This is a genomic window from Roseomonas sp. CAU 1739 (assembly GCF_039839775.1).
Classification (GTDB): domain Bacteria; phylum Pseudomonadota; class Alphaproteobacteria; order Acetobacterales; family Acetobacteraceae; genus Neoroseomonas.
In genome coordinates this window covers 38,475-55,370 of the sequence record NZ_JBDOQQ010000015.1, presented here as the reverse complement: position 1 = coordinate 55,370, position 16,896 = coordinate 38,475, and the positions used below count along the sequence as shown (strand labels likewise).

Annotated in this window: 22 protein-coding genes; 19 read left to right on the top strand and 3 right to left on the bottom strand. The window is 70.5% G+C overall.

The features are described 5' to 3' along the window. The first annotated feature begins 68 nt into the window (after positions 1-68). From AAFN86_RS21610 to AAFN86_RS21530, 17 genes are all read left to right on the top strand, one after another. Positions 69-1,163 (top strand): hypothetical protein, encoded by a 1,095-nt coding sequence (locus tag AAFN86_RS21610; protein ID WP_347545629.1) that lies wholly within the window; start codon positions 69-71, stop codon positions 1,161-1,163. Positions 1,164-1,215: 52 nt separating this feature from the next. Then, positions 1,216-1,743 (top strand): hypothetical protein, encoded by a 528-nt coding sequence (locus AAFN86_RS21605; protein WP_347545628.1) that lies wholly within the window; start codon positions 1,216-1,218, stop codon positions 1,741-1,743. Next, a complete protein-coding gene (locus AAFN86_RS21600; RefSeq protein ID WP_347545627.1) occupies positions 1,740-2,255 on the top strand; it encodes a permease in 516 nt (171 codons plus the stop codon). The genes AAFN86_RS21605 and AAFN86_RS21600 overlap by 4 nt, the downstream gene beginning before the upstream one ends. Before the next feature lie 221 nt (positions 2,256-2,476). Continuing rightward, positions 2,477-2,959: a GNAT family N-acetyltransferase gene (locus AAFN86_RS21595; RefSeq protein WP_347545626.1), complete on the top strand. Its 483-nt coding sequence runs from the start codon at positions 2,477-2,479 to the stop codon at positions 2,957-2,959. 46 nt (positions 2,960-3,005) lie between these two features. After that, a complete protein-coding gene (locus AAFN86_RS21590) occupies positions 3,006-3,782 on the top strand; it encodes a RibD family protein (RefSeq protein WP_347545625.1) in 777 nt (258 codons plus the stop codon). Continuing rightward, positions 3,779-4,756 (top strand): zinc-binding alcohol dehydrogenase, encoded by a 978-nt coding sequence (locus tag AAFN86_RS21585; RefSeq protein WP_347545624.1) that lies wholly within the window; start codon positions 3,779-3,781, stop codon positions 4,754-4,756. The genes AAFN86_RS21590 and AAFN86_RS21585 overlap by 4 nt, the downstream gene beginning before the upstream one ends. A gap of 70 nt (positions 4,757-4,826) precedes the next feature. Further along, a complete protein-coding gene (locus AAFN86_RS21580; RefSeq protein ID WP_347545623.1) occupies positions 4,827-4,985 on the top strand; it encodes a hypothetical protein in 159 nt (52 codons plus the stop codon). A 45-nt stretch (positions 4,986-5,030) separates the two neighbouring features. After that, entirely contained in the window at positions 5,031-5,435 is a 405-nt protein-coding gene (locus AAFN86_RS21575) for a 6-carboxytetrahydropterin synthase (protein WP_347545622.1), read from the top strand. Next, positions 5,432-6,478 (top strand): glycosyltransferase family 4 protein, encoded by a 1,047-nt coding sequence (locus tag AAFN86_RS21570; protein WP_347545621.1) that lies wholly within the window; start codon positions 5,432-5,434, stop codon positions 6,476-6,478. The genes AAFN86_RS21575 and AAFN86_RS21570 overlap by 4 nt, the downstream gene beginning before the upstream one ends. After that, entirely contained in the window at positions 6,478-7,350 is an 873-nt protein-coding gene (locus tag AAFN86_RS21565; protein ID WP_347545620.1) for a class I SAM-dependent methyltransferase, read from the top strand. Before AAFN86_RS21570 ends, AAFN86_RS21565 begins: the two co-directional genes overlap by 1 nt. A 14-nt stretch (positions 7,351-7,364) precedes the next feature. Then, a complete protein-coding gene (locus AAFN86_RS21560) occupies positions 7,365-7,850 on the top strand; it encodes a cupin domain-containing protein (RefSeq protein WP_347545619.1) in 486 nt (161 codons plus the stop codon). Between the two features lie 12 nt (positions 7,851-7,862). Continuing rightward, complete coding sequence (otnK, locus tag AAFN86_RS21555) at positions 7,863-9,122, top strand: 3-oxo-tetronate kinase (RefSeq protein ID WP_347545618.1); 1,260 nt, start codon at positions 7,863-7,865, stop codon at positions 9,120-9,122. Beyond that, positions 9,115-9,747: an aldolase gene (locus tag AAFN86_RS21550; RefSeq protein ID WP_347545617.1), complete on the top strand. Its 633-nt coding sequence runs from the start codon at positions 9,115-9,117 to the stop codon at positions 9,745-9,747. The genes otnK and AAFN86_RS21550 overlap by 8 nt, the downstream gene beginning before the upstream one ends. A 374-nt stretch (positions 9,748-10,121) precedes the next feature. Next, the gene (locus AAFN86_RS21545; RefSeq protein ID WP_347545616.1) at positions 10,122-10,790 is read left to right on the top strand and encodes a glutathione S-transferase family protein; all 669 of its coding nucleotides are present in this window, start codon (positions 10,122-10,124) and stop codon (positions 10,788-10,790) included. Beyond that, the gene (locus AAFN86_RS21540) at positions 10,790-11,296 is read left to right on the top strand and encodes a VOC family protein (RefSeq protein ID WP_347545615.1); all 507 of its coding nucleotides are present in this window, start codon (positions 10,790-10,792) and stop codon (positions 11,294-11,296) included. The genes AAFN86_RS21545 and AAFN86_RS21540 overlap by 1 nt, the downstream gene beginning before the upstream one ends. 73 nt (positions 11,297-11,369) lie before the next feature. Continuing rightward, a complete protein-coding gene (locus tag AAFN86_RS21535; RefSeq protein WP_347545614.1) occupies positions 11,370-11,705 on the top strand; it encodes a DUF1937 family protein in 336 nt (111 codons plus the stop codon). A 22-nt stretch (positions 11,706-11,727) separates the two neighbouring features. Next, entirely contained in the window at positions 11,728-12,111 is a 384-nt protein-coding gene (locus AAFN86_RS21530) for a methylglyoxal synthase (RefSeq protein ID WP_347545613.1), read from the top strand. A 4-nt stretch (positions 12,112-12,115) separates the two neighbouring features. Here the strand turns inward: AAFN86_RS21530 and AAFN86_RS21525 are convergent, their stop codons facing one another. Together AAFN86_RS21525 and AAFN86_RS21520 are read right to left on the bottom strand one after the other, a co-directional pair. Continuing rightward, positions 12,116-12,817 (bottom strand): MgtC/SapB family protein, encoded by a 702-nt coding sequence (locus AAFN86_RS21525; protein ID WP_347545612.1) that lies wholly within the window; start codon positions 12,815-12,817, stop codon positions 12,116-12,118. 12 nt (positions 12,818-12,829) lie between these two features. Continuing rightward, positions 12,830-14,236, bottom strand: a complete 1,407-nt coding sequence (locus AAFN86_RS21520) for an FAD-binding oxidoreductase (RefSeq protein WP_347545611.1) — start codon at positions 14,234-14,236, stop codon at positions 12,830-12,832. 228 nt (positions 14,237-14,464) lie between these two features. Between AAFN86_RS21520 and AAFN86_RS21515 the strand changes: the two genes are divergently transcribed. Then, entirely contained in the window at positions 14,465-15,367 is a 903-nt protein-coding gene (locus tag AAFN86_RS21515; protein WP_347545610.1) for an ornithine cyclodeaminase family protein, read from the top strand. Positions 15,368-15,398: 31 nt separating this feature from the next. On the opposite strand, the gene mtnA is transcribed toward AAFN86_RS21515, so the two are convergent. Next, the gene (mtnA, locus tag AAFN86_RS21510) at positions 15,399-16,499 is read right to left on the bottom strand and encodes an S-methyl-5-thioribose-1-phosphate isomerase (RefSeq protein WP_347545609.1); all 1,101 of its coding nucleotides are present in this window, start codon (positions 16,497-16,499) and stop codon (positions 15,399-15,401) included. Positions 16,500-16,591: 92 nt separating this feature from the next. Between mtnA and AAFN86_RS21505 the strand changes: the two genes are divergently transcribed. Continuing rightward, positions 16,592-16,822, top strand: a complete 231-nt coding sequence (locus AAFN86_RS21505) for a hypothetical protein (RefSeq protein ID WP_347545608.1) — start codon at positions 16,592-16,594, stop codon at positions 16,820-16,822. Positions 16,823-16,896: the final 74 nt, after the last annotated feature.

Below are 16,896 nucleotides of genomic sequence, written 5' to 3'. Positions count from 1 at the left end.
ATCTGTTCTACTGGCGTCCGGACGACGCCGCCCGGACGTCGCCTCCGGGACGCGGTCCCGATATCGGGATGCCCGCCTTCATGCATGTCGTCTCCACCGCCTGGATCGATGCCTCGCTGGAGGAGTTCGAATTCTCGGTCGGGCTTGGCCTGCATGCCGACCATGGCCGCGCCTCGGCGGCCGCACCGCTGCGCGTCGTGGTCCTTGGCGGCTTCGACAAGATCACCCCCGCCTATGCCGCCCATCTCGCCGCAGGACATGTGCGCATCGAGGACGGCACCGCGCTGCTCGCCACCTGGGCGGCGCGACTGCCGCATATCAGCCAGCGGCTCAACCGCTATGAGACCCTGTGCTTCCTGCGCTGGCCGGTACTGCGGGACGTGATGCGGGGCGAGGCCTTCGTTCATATCGATCTCGACCTTTTCCTGCAGCCGTCCTTCCTGGGGCTGACCGCGGCGCTGGCGGGACGCTCCGGAACGATCGGCAGCCCATGCTTCGTGGCGGTGTCGGATCCGGCGTGGCTCGATGCGTGGTGCGACGAGATTGCCGCCTTCGACCACGACCCCGGCGCCACCGAGGCACGGCTGCACCGGTCCGGTTCGGCCATCCCCGGGCGTATCGGCAGCGATCAGCAATTGCTCAGCGCCCTGCTGCGCGCGCGTGCCCTGACGCGCGGCGATCTCGGGTCGCTGCTCAACGACTACGCCGCCTTCGACAATCCGCTCAGGCCGCGCATCCGCGGCGGGGCGATGCCGATCGTCCCCGGCCGGGTCGATGGCATTGACCATTTCGGCGGCCGCCCCGTGCTGTTCTGGCACATGCAGAACAACTTCGCGCAGTTCGCGGGCCAGTACCTGATGGTCGAATCGCAGCTGCGCGATCGCCCGGACTGCCCCTTCCCGCGGCTGGAGAATTCGCTCGCCCGGCCATGGCCGACGGCGCAGGGCATCGCCTTCGCCGCCCTGCGCGGCGCCATCCGGCGTGAACACCGCCAGCAGATCACCGCCGGGGCGCTCACCCTCGATCGCATCCTGCGACTTGTCGCACGCACGCCGACCGACTTCATGTCGCGCGCCGTGGCGACGCGCCATTTCGTGCTGCGAGGCGAAGGGCGCGCGATGTTCAGCGCGGAGCGCTGGTGGGAGCCGGGGGTCTTCGCCTGATCGTGCCCGGGGCGGGCTTGCCGGTCTGGGCGGCCCGGCGCAGGTTGCGCGCGTGATCAATTTCCTGCGCCGACAAGCCAGCCTGATGGTGATCGCGACCATCGCAGTCCTGGCCGGGGCGGCGCTGTGGCGCCGCGACGGCGTTGGCGCGCTCGGCGGCGCGCTCCATCATGCCTGGGACCTGTTCCTGTTCATCGTGCCGTCGCTGCTCGCCGGGCTGCTGCTGGCCGCGGCACTTCGGCAACTGATGGCGCCTGGCACCCTGGCCCGCTGGATGGGGGCCGACAGCGGCTGGTTCGGCCTGCTGGTCGCAACCGCCGCCGGCACGTTGACGCCAGGCGGGCCGATGGCGGCCTTCCCGCTGGTGCTGGTGCTGGCGGGTGCCGGGGCCGATCGCGGCGCGCTGATCGCCTATATCCTCGGCTGGTCGCTGAACGGATTCCAGAAGCTGCTGGTCTATGAGGTGCCGCTGCTGGGACCCGAATTCGCGATCATGCGCACGCTCATCACCCTGCCGATGCCGATGGTCGCCGGCTGGATCGCGCGCAAGCTGCCCATCGCCTGGGAACCACCGAAGTGACCGGCGGTCAGGCCTTCCTGTGGGTGGTCGCGCTGGTCGCCCTTGGCTTCTGCCTGCGGCGCGGGCCGGGCACGCTGCGACGCGTGGGCGTCGAGACCGGGCAGAGCCTGGTGAAGATCCTGCCGCTGTTCGCCGTGGCGCTGCCGATGGCGGCCTTCCTGGCCGAGCTGATGCCCGCAGACGCCGCGGTCGCCTGGATCGGACCCGATTCCGGACCGATGGGAGTGGTGATCGCCTCGCTCGCCGGCGGATTCATGCCGGGCGGGCCTTTCGTGACCTTCCCGCTGGTGCTCGCCTTCGCCAAGGCCGGCGCGGGCGTGCCGCAGATGGCCGCGCTGATCACCGGCTGGTCGATCTTCGCGGTGCACCGGATCATTTCCTGGGAGTATCCGCTGCTCGGCTGGCGCTTCGTCGCGATGCGCATGGTCTCGGCACTGCCGCTGCCGATCATCGCCGGGCTGCTGGCTGAACTGGTCGTCGAGTGGTTGCCGATCTCCATCGGCGCGCCGTAGAGCGGATCGCGTTCAGATGGAATGATCCGGACGCGTGAGGATGCCCTCAAGACAATGAGGCAGGAGCATGTGGCGTAAGCGCATGCGAACGCAGTATGCGCCCGGGGCCGCTTGCATTCACCCGGCTGGCGCCAACGCCTCCGGGCGCGCTGCCGATCGAGCATCGTCACCCGGTCAGGTACATCCGCCGGACCGGATCCGTTCCAGCGACGAGGACCATCATGGCCGATGCCGTCATCCGCCTGGCCGTGCCGCGGGATCTCGATGGGATGCTGGACCTCTACGGCCATCTCAACCCCGATGATCCGCGCCCGTCCCGCAGCGCGGCCGACGCGGCCTGGGGCGCGCTGCTCGCCTCCGGGCTGACGAGCGTCTTCATCGCCGAGGTCGCCAGACGCCCGGTTTCCAGCTGCACCCTGGTCATCGTGCCGAATCTCACCCGCGACGCGCGACCCTACGGCCTGGTCGAGAACGTGGTGACGCATGCGGCGCATCGCCGGCGCGGTCTCGGCCAGGCGGTCCTGGCGGCGGCGCTGCAGGCGGCCTGGGCCGCCGATTGCTACAAGGTCATGCTGGCGACCGGTTCACGCCAGGAGGCGACACTGCGGTTCTACGAAAGCGCGGGCTTCGAGCGCGGCGGCAAGACCTTCTTCCAGGCCCGGCGGCTGGGCGCCGCATCGGCAGGGTCGGGCGCGGGTGGCTGACGGCGGCACTAGCCCTCACCGCCCTGCTTCGTGCATGACGCGACCGATGAACCCCGCCGCAGCCGACCCTGACTGGGATGCGATCCTTGCCGCGCGCGATGGCAGGCCACCGGCCGGTACGTTCGCGCCGCTGTTCGGACCGATCCTGGTTCCGTCCGCCGCGGCCGATGGCTGTCGCGTCGTCGGCCGACTGGCGCAGACGCTCGACGGGCGTATCGCCACCGCCTCGGGCTCCAGCCAATGGATCGGCGGCCCGGGCGACATCCTGCACACCCATCGGCTGCGCGCGTTGTGCCATGCGGTCGTCGTCGGCGCCGGCACGGTGCGCCATGACGATCCCCGCCTGACGACGCGGGAAGCCCGGGGCCCCGACCCGGTCCGCGTGGTGATCGACACCGACCGCCGCCTGACGGCCGAATACGGCCTGTTCCGCGACGGCCCGCCGACGCTGCTGGCCTGCGCCGATGACGCGCCGGGCGGCGAGCGCCACGGCACCGCCGAGGTGCTGCGCATTCCGCGCAGCGGTTCCGGCGGCATCGACCCGGCAGCGCTGCTGCGGCACCTGTCGGCACGTGGATTGTCGCGCATATTCGTCGAGGGTGGCGGCCTGACCGTCTCGCGCTTCCTCGCCGCCGGCTGCCTGGACCGACTGCACGTCACGATCGCGCCGGTGCTGCTGGGATCCGGCATTCCCGCCTTCACCCTGCCGGAGGTGCCGCGCATCGCCGATGGGCTGCGCTTCACCTGGCGGGTCTATCCGATCCCACCCGATATCCTGCTCGACATACCCATCGACCGCGCCAGGCCGGGGTGTCCGGCATGATGGCGCGCGCGCTGTGGACCGTCGCTGCCGGGCACTGCGAAATCCGCACGGAAAACCTGCCGCAGCGCGCGCCGGGCCAGGCGCTGGTACGCGCCCTAGCCAGCGGCGTCTCGCGCGGGACGGAGCGGCTGGTGCTGATGGGCCGCGTGCCGGACAGCCAGCGCGACGCCATGCGCTGCCCGTTCCAGGCCGGCGATTTCCCCTTCCCGGTGAAGTACGGATACAGCGCGGTCGGCGTGGTGGAAGAAGGGCCGGACGCGCTGCTCGGCCGCCGCGTCTTCGTGCTGCATCCGCATCAGGACATCTTCCTCGCGCCCGTCGGGATGTGCATCCCCGTCCCCGATGCGGTGCCGGATGCCCGCGCCGTGCTGGCCGCCAACATGGAAACGGCGGTGAACATCCTGTGGGATGCGCGGCCGCTGGCCGGCGAACGCGCCCTGGTGATCGGCGCCGGGGTGGTCGGTCTGCTGGTCGCCGCCCTGCTGGCGCGCATGCCGGGGATGGAGGTGGTGGTCTGCGACCTCGACCCGCGCCGCCGGCCGATGGTCGAAGCCCTCGGCGCACGGTTCGCCGCGCCGGAGGACGCGCCCGCCGACCGCGACCTGGTCATCCACGCCAGCGCCGACCCGGCCGGGCTGCGCCGGGCCCTGGAACTGTGCGCCTTCGAGGCACGGATCGTCGAAGCGTCCTGGTACGGCACGCGGGAAGCGACGCTGCCGCTGGGCGAGGCCTTCCATGCCAGGCGGCTGCAGATCATCTCGACCCAGGTCGGCGCGGTGGCGCCGGCGATGCGCGGGCGGCGCACGCATGGCGAGCGCATGGCCCTGGCGCTGTCGCTGCTGGCGGATGCGCGCTTCGACAGCCTGGTCGGACCGGCCACGCCCTTCGCCGACCTGGCCGGGGCGATGCCCCGCCTTCTCAACCCGCCGCCAGGCGACGCGCCGCCACTTTGCCCGCTGGTCACCTATGGCTGATCGGGCGTCGGCCGGGCAACCGCCCGGTCCACGCCACGTTTCCTTTCCAAATGACTGGAAAGGATGCGCCATGCCCGAACCCGACCCGCGATTGCCACCCGATGCCCTCAGCGACACCACCCGCGTCCGGCAGGGCGTGACGCTCGGCGTCATGCGATGGGTGCTGCTGATTTCGCTCGCCAGCGTGGTCGCGGCCCTCATCGTCGCCTTCGTTGTCATCATACCGTGACGCACGCCGCGTGACGCCGGGCGGTACGGCGGCTAAACAGGCGGAATGTTCAGCCTGACCGTCGTCGACCACGTCATGATCGCCCATTCCTTCCGCGGGGAGGAATTCGGGCCCGCCCAGCGCCTGCACGGCGCCACCATGGTGGTGGAGGCCGAATTCCGCGCGCCGAAGCTCGACCATCTGAACCTGCTGGTGGACATCGCCGCCGCCAAGGTCGAGTTGCGCCGCATCCTGGACGGCTTCGACTACCGCAACCTCGATGCCGAGCCGGCCTTCGCGGGGCAGAACACCACCACCGAATTCCTCTGCGCGCATATCCACCGGCTGTTGTCCGTGGCGCTGGCCGAAGGGCGGCTTGGCGATGGCGGACGGGCGGTGACAGGGCTGAAGGTGCTGCTGCGCGAAAGCCACGTCGCCTGGGCCGCCTATGAGGGGGCGCCCGCCTCGTGAACCTGCACCTGCTGGTGCCCGGGCCGTTCGACGCGATCTCGGGTGGCTACAATTATGACCGGCGCATGGTCGAGGGACTGCGCGCTCTGGGCGAGACGGTGACGGTGGTCGAACTCCCCGGCAGCCACCCCGCCCCCGACGATACCGCGACCGAAGGCGCGCGCGCCGCGCTGCATGCATTGCCGGCCGATGCGCGCATCATCATCGACGGGCTCGGACTGCCGGCTTTCCTGCCATTGGCGCAGGACCTCGCCGAACGGCGGGCAGTGGCGCTGATCCATCACCCGACGGCGCTGGAGCATGGCGTGCCCGATGCCTCGCGCACCGTGCTCAAGGCCAAGGAACGCGCGCTGTTCGGCGCGATGGCGCGGATCGTCTGCACCTCCGCGCTGACCGCGCGCCGCCTGCCGGAGGAATTCGGCGCCGATCCCGCCCGCATCGGCGTGGTCGAACCCGGCACCGAGGAAGCGCCGCGCGCCGCCGGGTCCGGCGGGCCGGGCTGCGCCATCCTGTCGGTCGGCACGCTGGTGCCGCGCAAGGGCCACGACGTGCTGATGCGCGCGCTGGCACGGCTGACCGACCTGGATTGGAGCCTGACCATCGTCGGCGACGACCGCCGCGACCAGACGCATGCGCATGGGCTGCGCGCGCTGGCCGAGGAACTCGGCATCGCCAGCCGCGTGACCTTCGCGGGCGAAGCCTCGGGGGAGGCGCTGGAGGCGCTGTATCACCACGCCGACCTGTTCGCGCTGGCCACCAAATGGGAGGGCTATGGCATGGCGGCGGCCGAGGCGATGGCTCGCGGCCTGCCGCTGGCGATCACCGCGGGCGGAGCGATCGCCGAGGTGGTGGTGCCGGGCTCGGCCATCGTCTCCCCGGTCGATGACCACAATTCGCTGTCCAAGGGCATGCGCCGGGCGATCTTCGACGCCGATCTGCGCGCCGTCATGGCCGAGGCCGCCTGGGCCGGCGGCCAGGCCCTGCCGCGCTGGCCCGACCGCGCCGCGGCCTTCCGCGCCGAGATCGAGAAGGCCTTCGCCTGATGGCAGAAGGTTTCGACGGCGACTGGCTGGACCTGCGCGAGGAGCAGGACGCGCTCGCGCGCGATCCGGAACTCGGCGCGCGGCTCGCGGCATGGCTGCCGGCACGGCCGCGGCTGCTCGACCTCGGGTCCGGCACCGGCAGCCTGATCCGCTGGCTCGGGCCGATCATCGACCGAGCCCAGGCCTGGACGATGGTGGATGCCGACGCGGAACTGATGTCGCGCGCCTTCGACACCATGGCCGACACGGCAGAGGCGCTGGGGCTGCCCGCCACCTTCCCCGGAAAGAAGACGCTGCTGGTCCACACGCCGGGTGGCGCGTGGCGGATCGAAGGCCTGCTCACCGACCTTGCCGATGCGCCGGACGGGCTGCCACTGGACCGCGTCGATGCGGTGGTGTGCTCGGCATTGTGCGACCTCGTCTCACGCGGCTGGGTGATGCGCATCGCCACGGCCTGCGCGGCGCGGTCCCTACCCTTCTACGCCGCGCTGAATGTCACCGGGCGTGACCGCTTCAACCCGCCGCGCCGTGGCGATGCGTTGGTGGCGCGCGGCTTCCGCCGTGACCAGCGCCGCGACAAGGGCTTCGGGGGGGCGGCGCTCGGCCCCGATGCAGTCGCGGCGTTGGCCGATGCCTTCGCGGCGCAGGGCTATACCGTGCTGCGCGCGGCATCCGATTGGCGCATCGACCGCCGGGACGGCGTGCTGGCGGCGGAGATGGTCACCGGCCACGCCAAGGCCGCGCTGCCTTGGGACCGCCGGCGGGCGAAGGCCATCCTCGGCTGGGCCGAGGCGCGCCGCGCCCAGGTGCTGGCCGGCCTCCTGTCCGTGACGATCGGCCACCAGGACCTGCTCGCCCTCCCACCCGACTGATACAGGAACCTGCCATGACCGATGCGAAGCCCCCGATCGCCGTGGCCGCCGCCGAGGTCCCGCCACGCGCGCGCGCATCCACCTACCCCGCCGATCTGGTGGCCAAGATCGGGGGGCGCCAGAAGACTGTGCTCGGCGACCTGTTCGGGCTGCAGAATTTCGGCGTGAACCTGACCCGCCTGCCGCCCGGCTCGGCATCCGCCCTGCGCCATGCGCATGAAAAGCAGGACGAATTCGTCTACATCCTCGAAGGCGCCTGCACCCTGGTGACCGATGCCGGGGAGACGCCGATGGCCGCCGGCATGTGCGCCGGCTTCCGCGCCGGCACCGGCGATGCCCATCACCTGGTCAATCGCGGCTCGGCCGACTGCCTCTACCTCGAAGTCGGCGACCGCACGCGCTTCGAGAAGGTGGAATACCCCGACGACGACCTGATGATCCTGCCGGGTCCCGACGGGAAAAGTGTCTACTACCGCAAGGACGGAACGCCGATTTTCTGAAGGAGGGCGACAATGCCCCTGCTGCTTGGCTGCATCGCCGACGACTTCACCGGCGCGACCGATCTCGCCAACACCCTGGTCAAGGCGGGCATGTCGGCCGTGCAGGTGATCGGCGTGCCCGATGGCCCGCTGCCGGAGGCCGATGCCGTCATCGTCGCGCTCAAGACGCGCACGGCGCCGGTCGCCGACGCGGTGGGGCAGTCGCTCGCCGCCTGCGACGCGCTGACCGCGGCCGGCGCGAAACAGGTCTTCTGGAAATACTGCTCGACCTTCGACAGCACGGACCAAGGCAATATCGGGCCGGTGGGCGATGCGCTGCTGAAGCGGCTGGGGTCGGGCTTCGCCATCGCCTGCCCGGCCTTCCCGACCAATGGGCGGACCATCTATCTCGGCCATCTGTTCGTCGGCGGCGCGCTGCTGAACGAGAGCGGCATGGAGAACCACCCGCTGACGCCGATGACCGACCCGAACCTGGTGCGCGTGCTGTCGCGCCAGGCGGAGGGTGGCGTCGGGCTGGTGCCCTTCGCCACGGTGGAACAGGGCACGGGCGCAATCCGCCAGGCGATGACGCGGCTGGTCGAATCCGGACGCCGCTGGGCGATCGTCGATGCCGTCACCGACGCGCATCTGATGGCGATCGGCGAGGCTGTCGCGCCGCATGCGCTGGTCACCGGCGGGTCGGGCGTGGCGATGGGCCTGCCGGAGAATTTCCGCCGCGCCGGGCTGCTGCCCGCACGTCCCGATGCCGATGCGTTGCCGCCGATGCAAGGTGCCGCGGCGGTGGTGGCCGGGTCCTGCTCGCGCGCCACGCTCGGGCAGATCGGCCTCGCGCGTGACCATGTCCCGGTGCTGGAACTCGATGCGCTCGCCACCCCCGACGCGGCGGCGATGGCCGCGCAGGCGCTGGCCTGGGTGGATGGCAAGCTGGAGGCCGCACGCCCCGTGGTAATCGCGGCATCCGCCACGCCGGAGAAGGTCGCCGCCCTGCAGGCGAAGCTCGGCCGCGATGCCGCCGGCGCGCTGGTGGAAGATGCGGTCGCGACCATCGCAGCCGGGCTGGTGCAGCGTGGCGTCGGGCGGCTGGTGGTCGCCGGCGGCGAGACCTCCGGCGCGGTCGTCACACGGCTTGGCGTGACGTCGCTGCGCATCGGGCCGGAAATCGATCCGGGCGTGCCCTGGACCTACGCCAATCCCACGGGGCTGCACCTGGCGCTGAAGTCGGGCAATTTCGGCGCGCGCGACTTCTTCCTCAAGGCGTTCGGCCATGGATGAGGCGGCTCTGCGCGACCAGCTCGCGATGCTCGGCGCCTCGCTGTTCCAGCGCGGCTATTCGGTTGGCACGGCGGGCAATATCAGCGTGCGCCTGCCCGACGGCTACCTGATGACGCCGACCAATTCGTGCCTCGGGCGGCTGGATCCGGCGCGGATCAGCAAGCTCGCGCCCGACTGGTCGCATATCGGCGGCGACAAGCCTTCCAAGGAAGTCTTCATGCATCGTGCAGTGCTGACGGCGCGGCGGGAGGCCGGTGCCGTGGTGCATCTGCATTCGACCTACGCGACCGCCATCGGCTGCCTCGCCGAACCGGGCGAGACAGCGCCGATCCCGCCGCTGACGCCCTATTTCGTCATGCGCGTCGGCCGGTCGCTGCCGGTGGTCCGGTACTACCGCCCCGGCGACGGCGCGATGGAATCCGAGATCCATGAGGCGGCGAAGGGAGCCAAGGCAGTACTGCTTGCCAACCATGGACCGGTGGTGAGCGGCAAGACGCTGGAAGACGCCGTGCATGCGGCGGAGGAGTTGGAGGAATCCGCCCGCCTCGCGCTGCTGCTGCGCGGTGCCGGCGCCCGGACGCTGACGCCCGCGCAGGTGGACGACCTGCTGGCGACCTTCGGCTGATGTGGACCATGATTGCCAATGCCCTGCCCCCGAACTTCGCAGCGCTGCCCCGCGGAGGAAGGGGATACGCAGGCCGCTGAAGACAAGGGCCGGTGGCGCGAAGATGACGCTCGCCACGCGGGGGCGAATATCAGTTTCGGGGGAGTAGGGCGGTTTGCGTTCGACTGCGCTCGCGCAAGCCTCTTTGACCCGTTGTTGGAGTGGGCATCTTCACGCACCTGACTGTTTCCAGTCGGGCGCGACCTGCTCCAGGCGCGATCGCCTGGGCTGTGGGGACGTATACGTTCCAGCCTGCCTCACATGTCACCCCGGGAGTGACATACCCGTGATAAGCTCCCTCCGCTTGGCAGAGTGCCATGGGGAGGATGAAATCCATGAAGCTCTACTATTTCGATGGTTCGACCACATGTCGCCCGATCGTGGCGCTGGCCGCGGAGGCCGGCGTGCCGCTCGACCTCCAGGTGGTGAACCTGTTCGCCGGTGAGCACATGACGCCGGACTACACGGCGATGAACCCCAACCAGCTCGTTCCCATGCTTGAAGACGGCGATTTCCGTCTGACCGAGGGCTCGGCCATCCTGAAATACCTTGCCGAGGTGTCCGGCTCCACCGCCTATCCTTCCGACCCGCGCGGCCGCGCCCGCGTCAACGAGGAGATGGATTGGTTCAATACCGGCTTCTACCGGGAATGGGGCTACGGCGTGATCTACCCGAAGGTCCTGGCCTACACGGCCTACCCCGACGCGCAGGTCCAAAAGGTCGTCAGCGATCGCTGCGCCGAGAAGGCCGAGCGGCTGATCGGCATCCTCAACGACCACATGCTGAAGGATCCCGGGCCCTACCTCGGCGGCGCACAGCCGAACCTGGCTGATTTCATGGGCGTCGCCTATGTCACGATCGGGGAGATGCTGGCCTTCGACTTCACCCGCTATCCGCGCGTGCAGCGCTGGATCGCGGCGATGCGCGGGCGCCCATCCTGGGCGAAGGCCAATGCCGGCTTCGAAGGCTGGCGAGATGCGGTCCTCGCGCAGAGCGCGGCGTGATGGCGGGCGGCAACCCGGTGCGGGCCTTCCACCACGTTGCGTATCGCTGTCGCGATACCGAGGCGACGCGGCATTTCTATGAGGACTTCATCGGCCTCGAACTCGCCGAGGCCTTCGTCATCGAGCGCACCAAGACGGGACGCGACACCTCCGTCCTGCATTCCTTCTATCGCCTCGGCGACGGCACGTTCCTCGCCTTCTTCGAGGTGCCTGGCTCCAGCTTCGACTTCAAGGAGCAGCACGATTTCGACCTCCATGTCGCGATGGAGGTCGCACCCGCGATGCTCGAGACCATGCTGGAGAAGGGCCGGAAGGTCGGGATCGACACGCGCGGACCGGCGGATCACGGCGTCATGCGCTCGATCTACTTCCGCGATCCGAACGGCTATGTCGTCGAGCTCGCCGCCAAGACCGAGAGCCACGACACGAAGATGGACCCGGCGACCAACGGGGCCCGCGCCACGCTGGATGCCTGGCAGGCGAGCAAGAGCCGGACGGCGGCCTGACCGGCATCCGCCGCATGCGGGGAAGAAGGCAGCGCGCCGTCGCGACGGATGACGGGTCGAGGGCAGATCGCTGATGTGGATCATGGTCTGCGGCCCCTACACCGCCGGCGGCGCGGATGAGGCGATGCGCGCAGCGCGGCTGGCCGTGATGAACCGCGCGGCGCTGACGCTGTTCCGCCTCGGCCATGTGCCGGTGATCGGCGTGAACATGGCGCTTCCCGTCATCGCCACGGCTGGCGGCGACGCCTATGAGGAAGTCATGATGCCGCTGTCCCTCGCCCTTGCCGAACGCTGCGACGCGGTGCTGCGCATCGGCGGGCCGAGCGCGGGGGCGGACGCCGAACTCGCCCGCTTCACCGCCGCCGGCAAGGCGGTATTCCGCCGCCTCGAGGATGTCCCGCCGGCCTGACCGGCAGCATGGAGCGACAGCGATGCCGATCACCCTCGCCCTCGTCGCGCATGACCGGATGAAGCCGGCGCTCGCCGCGTGGGTCACGCGCCATGCGGCGGAACTCGCCCCGCACGCCCTGGTCTGCACCGCGACGACCGGCGGGACCATCCGCGCGCAGTCGCCCGACCTGCCGATCCAGCTGGTGAAATCGGGCCCGCTCGGCGGCGACCAGCAGATCGGCGGCATGATCGCCGAGGGGCAGATCCGTGCGCTGATCTTCTTCCCCGACCCTCTCACGCCGCAGGCCCACGACGTGGACGTGAAGGCGCTGCTGCGCATCGCGCTGGTCTACGACATTCCGGCGGCTTTCAGCCCAGCGACGGCGGACCTGCTTGTGGCAGGCGGACTTCTCACGCCACGTTGAAGGGTCAGTCCGCTTCCTCGGACCAGCCGGCGCGGGTGATGGCGGGTTCGAGGCTCAGCCGCCCGACGATCGCCTCCAGCCGTTCCTCGGCATCGCCGCCGACGACCACGCGCGCGGTCAGCGACACGCGCGGGCTGTCGCCCTCGGGGCAGGGCAGGTCCTCGCTGTCCAGTCGCCGCAGCCGTGCCTCGCAGGTCGCGATCTGCTTGACCAGCAGCAGGCGCAGCGCGGCCTCGCTGGCCGCCGCGCCGGTGGCGGTGATGCGGAAGCCGCGCTCGAACTCCTCGCCCGACCGGGGCGCGCGGTCGATGGCGCCGACCAGCGGGCGGATCACGATGTTGACCAGCACGATCAGCGCCGCGGCGATCCCGGCCAGGCCGAACAAGCCCGCCCCGCAGCCGACGCCGACCGCGGCTGAACACCACAGCGTCGCCGCCGTGTTCAGCCCCTTCACGTTCAGCCCCTCTCGCATGATCGCGCCGGCGCCGAGGAAGCCGATGCCCGAGACGACCTGGGCGGCCATGCGCGACGGGCTCGCCTCATCGGTCGCGGAGAAGCCGATCAGCGCGAAGGCGGCGGCACCGAGCGCGACCAGCCCATTGGTGCGCAGCCCCGCGGCGCGCTGGCGGTACTGGCGTTCAACCCCGATCGCCGCCCCGAGCAGAAGGGCGACGACCAGGCGCAGCGCGATATCCCCGATGGGCATGGGCGGGCCGGCTCAGGGCAGCATCTTGCCTGGATTCATCAGGCCGCGCGGGTCGATCGCCGCCTTCACCGAGCGCATCAGGTCGAGCGCCACCGGATCCTTGTGCGTCGCCATGGCGTGGCGCTTCGACTGCCCGATCCCGTGCTCGGCCGAGAAGGACCCGCCGAGATCGACCGCGATGGCGTTGACGATGCCCTCGGCTTCGCCGGCGCGGGCGTTCCATGCGGCCCGTTCCACCCCCGGCGGCGCGCCGAGGCTGACATGGATGTTGCCGTCGCCCGCATGGCCCAGCGCGAACAGCCGCCCTTCCGGCCAGCGCGCCGCCAGGGCCGCTTCCACCCGCGCGCAGAATTCCGGCACGGCGGAAACCGGCACCGAGGTGTCGGTATTGATCGCCGGGCATTCGCGCCGCGCGCAATCGGGCCAGTCCTCGCGGATGCGCCAGATATTGGCGCGCTGGGCCTCGTTGTCGGCGATCGAGGCATCGAGCACTTCCTCGGCCTCCGCCGCCGCGGCCAGCGTGTCCTCCAGCATCTCGCGCAGCGGCACGGATGAATGGGCGGCGGCGAGTTCGACCATGACATACCAGGGGCTGCCCAGCGGCAGCGGGATGCGGATGCCGTTGCCGTTCTTCTGCACGATGTCCATGCAGACGCCGATCAGCAATTCGAAGGCGATGACCTCCGCCCCGCTGCCCATGACGCGGGAGAACAGCGACAGCGCCGCATCGGGCGACGGCACGGCGACGAAGGCGGTCTCGACGCGCTTGAGCGCGGGCACCATGCGAAGCGCCGCGGCGGTGATGACGCCGAGCGTGCCCTCCCCGCCCAGGAACAGATGGCGCAGCGCATAGCCGGAATTGTCCTTGCGCACCCGGCGCAGGTCGTTGAGCACGCGGCCATCGGGCAGCACGACTTCCAGGCCCATCACCAGGTCGCGCGCATTGCCCCAGCGCAGCGTGCGGATGCCGCCCGCATTGGTGGACAGCGCGCCGCCCACCATGGCCGAACCCTGCGCGCCCCAGGACAGCGGGAATAGCCGGTCCACCGCGGCGGCGGCCTGCTGGACGTTCTGGATGATGCAGCCGGCCTCGGCCACCAGGGAGAAATCCCGCGCATCGACGTCACGGATGCGGTTCATCCGTTCCAGGCTGAGCACGACGGAGGGCGGGCCGTTCGGCGCGACGATGGCACCGCCGCACAGGCCGGTGCGCCCGCCGGCCGGCACCACGGACAGACCCGCGGCAGCGCAGGCGCGCAGGGTGTTGGCGACCTCCTCGGTGCTGCCGGGCCGCAGCACGGCGGCGGGGGTGCCCTGCCAGGTGCCGCGCCAATCGACGGCATAGGGGGCGATGTCATCAGCCTGCGTCAGGCAGTTTCGCGGGCCGAGCGTTGCGGCCAGTTGGTCGAGCGTTTCCATGGCCGCGATCATGCGCATTGCCCCCGGTGCGTCACAAGGTGGTCAAGGCGATGGAACAGCCACCGCCCGGCATGCCCGTCTGACGAAGGCTCCCAACGCCGTGCCGCCATCGTCCGCCCGTGGCGGAATCCGATTCCGACGCCCAGGGCGCCGCGCTACGCTCCCCTGCGCCGGCCGCCTTCCCACGGCGCATCGCCCCGCCCCGCACGGCTTCGGGAGCACGCAGAGATGAGATTCTTCGAAGAGGCACAGATCCGCTCGGTGCTGACGTTCGAGGACCTGATCCCAGCCATGGAACGCGCGCTCATCGCCCTTTGCGCCGGCCGTGCCGCGCAGCCGGTGCGCGAGATGCTGAACGTCGAACCTCACGGCGGGTATTTCGGCGCCATGCCCGCGGTCGGTGCCGGGATCGGCGTCGGCGTCAAGCTGGTGACCTTCTTTCCGGGCAACGCCGCGCACGGGCTGCCGACGCATCTGGCGATGATCCTGCTGTTCCGGCCGGAAACCGGCGAGCCGCTCGCGATCATGGATGGCCGGTTGATTACCGAGATGCGGACCGCCGCGGTATCGGCCTGCGCCACGCGCGTCCTGGCGGCACCCGATGCTCAGGTGCTTGCCATCCTCGGCACCGGCTTGCAGGCGCACGCGCATATCGAGGCACTGCGCCTGGTCCGCGACTTCCGCGAGGTCCGCATCTGGGGCCGCACGCCGGCGCGGGCGCAGCACCTCGCCACGGAACTCGGCGCCATTCCCGTCGCCTCCGCCGAAGCCGCGGTGCGTGGCGCGCAGGTGGTCGTCACCGCGACTTCGGCGAGCGAGCCGATCCTGCGGGGCGCCTGGCTCGATCCGGGATCATTGGTGAACGCGGTCGGCTGGCGCGGCCCGACCGGTCGGGAGCTGGACGATGACGCGGTACTTGGCGCGTTCGTCGTTGCCGATTCCCGTGCGGCCGTGATGAAGGAATCCGGCGACCTGCTTCTCGCCGGTGCTTCCGTCGACGCGGAACTCGGCGAGGTTCTCGCGTCGCTTGTTCCAGTGCCGACCGGTGGCCGCCGTCTGTTCGAATCGGTCGGAATCGCCGTGGAGGACGTCGCCGCCGCCCAACTGGTCTATGAGCGGTTGATGGGCTGAGGAGCGTCGCCTCGCATCCGCGCGCCCCAACTCACGCCGTCGCGCCGAGCTTCTCCGGATAGGCGGCCGCAATCGCCTCGGCACTTGCCGCGATGCGCCCGCGCTCCGTGATCAGGCCCGTCACCAGCCGCGCCGGCGTCACGTCGAAGGCCGGGTTGGCGGCCGGGCTGTGGGCCGCGACGACGCGGATCGTCTCGATCCGGCCATCCGCCGTGCGGCCCGTCAGGTCGGTCACCTCGGCCTGGCTGCGTTCCTCGATGGGAATTTCCTTCACCCCGTCCGCCACCCGCATGTCCAGCGTGGAATGCGGCAGCGCCACCCAGAACGGCACGCCGTTGTCAGCCGCCGCCAAGGCCTTGAGGTAGGTGCCGATCTTGTTCGCCACATCGCCGTTGCGCGTGACGCGGTCGGTGCCGACGATGACGATGTCCACTTCCCCATGCTGCATGAGGTGTCCGCCGGCATTGTCGGCGATGACGGTGTGCGGCACGCCATGGGCGCCGAGTTCGAAGGCGGTGAGCGCCGCACCCTGGTTGCGCGGGCGGGTTTCGTCCACCCAGACATGGATCGGCAGCCCCGAATCATGCGCCATGTAGATGGGCGCGAGCGCGGTGCCCCAATCGACGGTCGCCAGCCAACCGGCATTGCAATGGGTCAGCACGTTGACCGGCTGGTTGGGCTTCTTCGCCGCTATCTCCTGCAACAGGGGCAGGCCGTGGCGGCCGATCGCCTCGCAGGTGGCGGCGTCGTCATCGGCGATGGCGGCGGCCTCGGCATAGGCGGCCGGAACACGGTCGCCGGCCGGCAGATTGCGCAACGCGGCCCGCATCCGCTCGATCGCCCAGCGCAGGTTGATCGCGGTCGGCCGCGTGCCGGCCAGGCGCTTGCAAACCTCCTCCAGCGCAGAAGGATCGCGCCGCATCGCCAGCGCCACGCCATAGGCCGCCACCGCGCCAATCAGCGGCGCGCCCCGCGTCTGCATCGACCGGATCGCGCGGGCGACCTGGTCCTCATCCGTCAGGCGCAGCCATTCGGCGTGCCAGGGCAGTTTCGTCTGGTCGAGGATGCGCACCGACCATCCGTCATCGGCATCCACGCGTACGGAGCGATACCAGGTGCCATCGATCTTCATGCCCGTGCTCTCCGCTGACCGCGCCGTGCGCGGCAATTCATCCAGGCCCCGGACATCCCCATCTCGACCCGCGGTCAACCGATGGAGCGACCATGGCGCGTGACATCGATCTCAGCCCGCAAGCCAATCCGCAATACTGCATCGCGCCCGAGGATCCGCGCCATGCCGGGATCCTGGCTGGCCGCACGCCCGGACCCGGGGAGGAACTCCGGCACTGCAGGACCGACCCGCAGAGCTGGGAACGCTTCGCCGGCCGGATGGGCTGCGTGATCCTGCGCAACGGCAAGGTCGTCGAAGGCGTCGGGCGGCGGGTGATGAGCTGATCACCCCGACAGGTCGCCGTCAGGGGGCTGGCGTTCGACTGCGAACAGGCAGGCGGCGCTGACCCCTCGTTTCA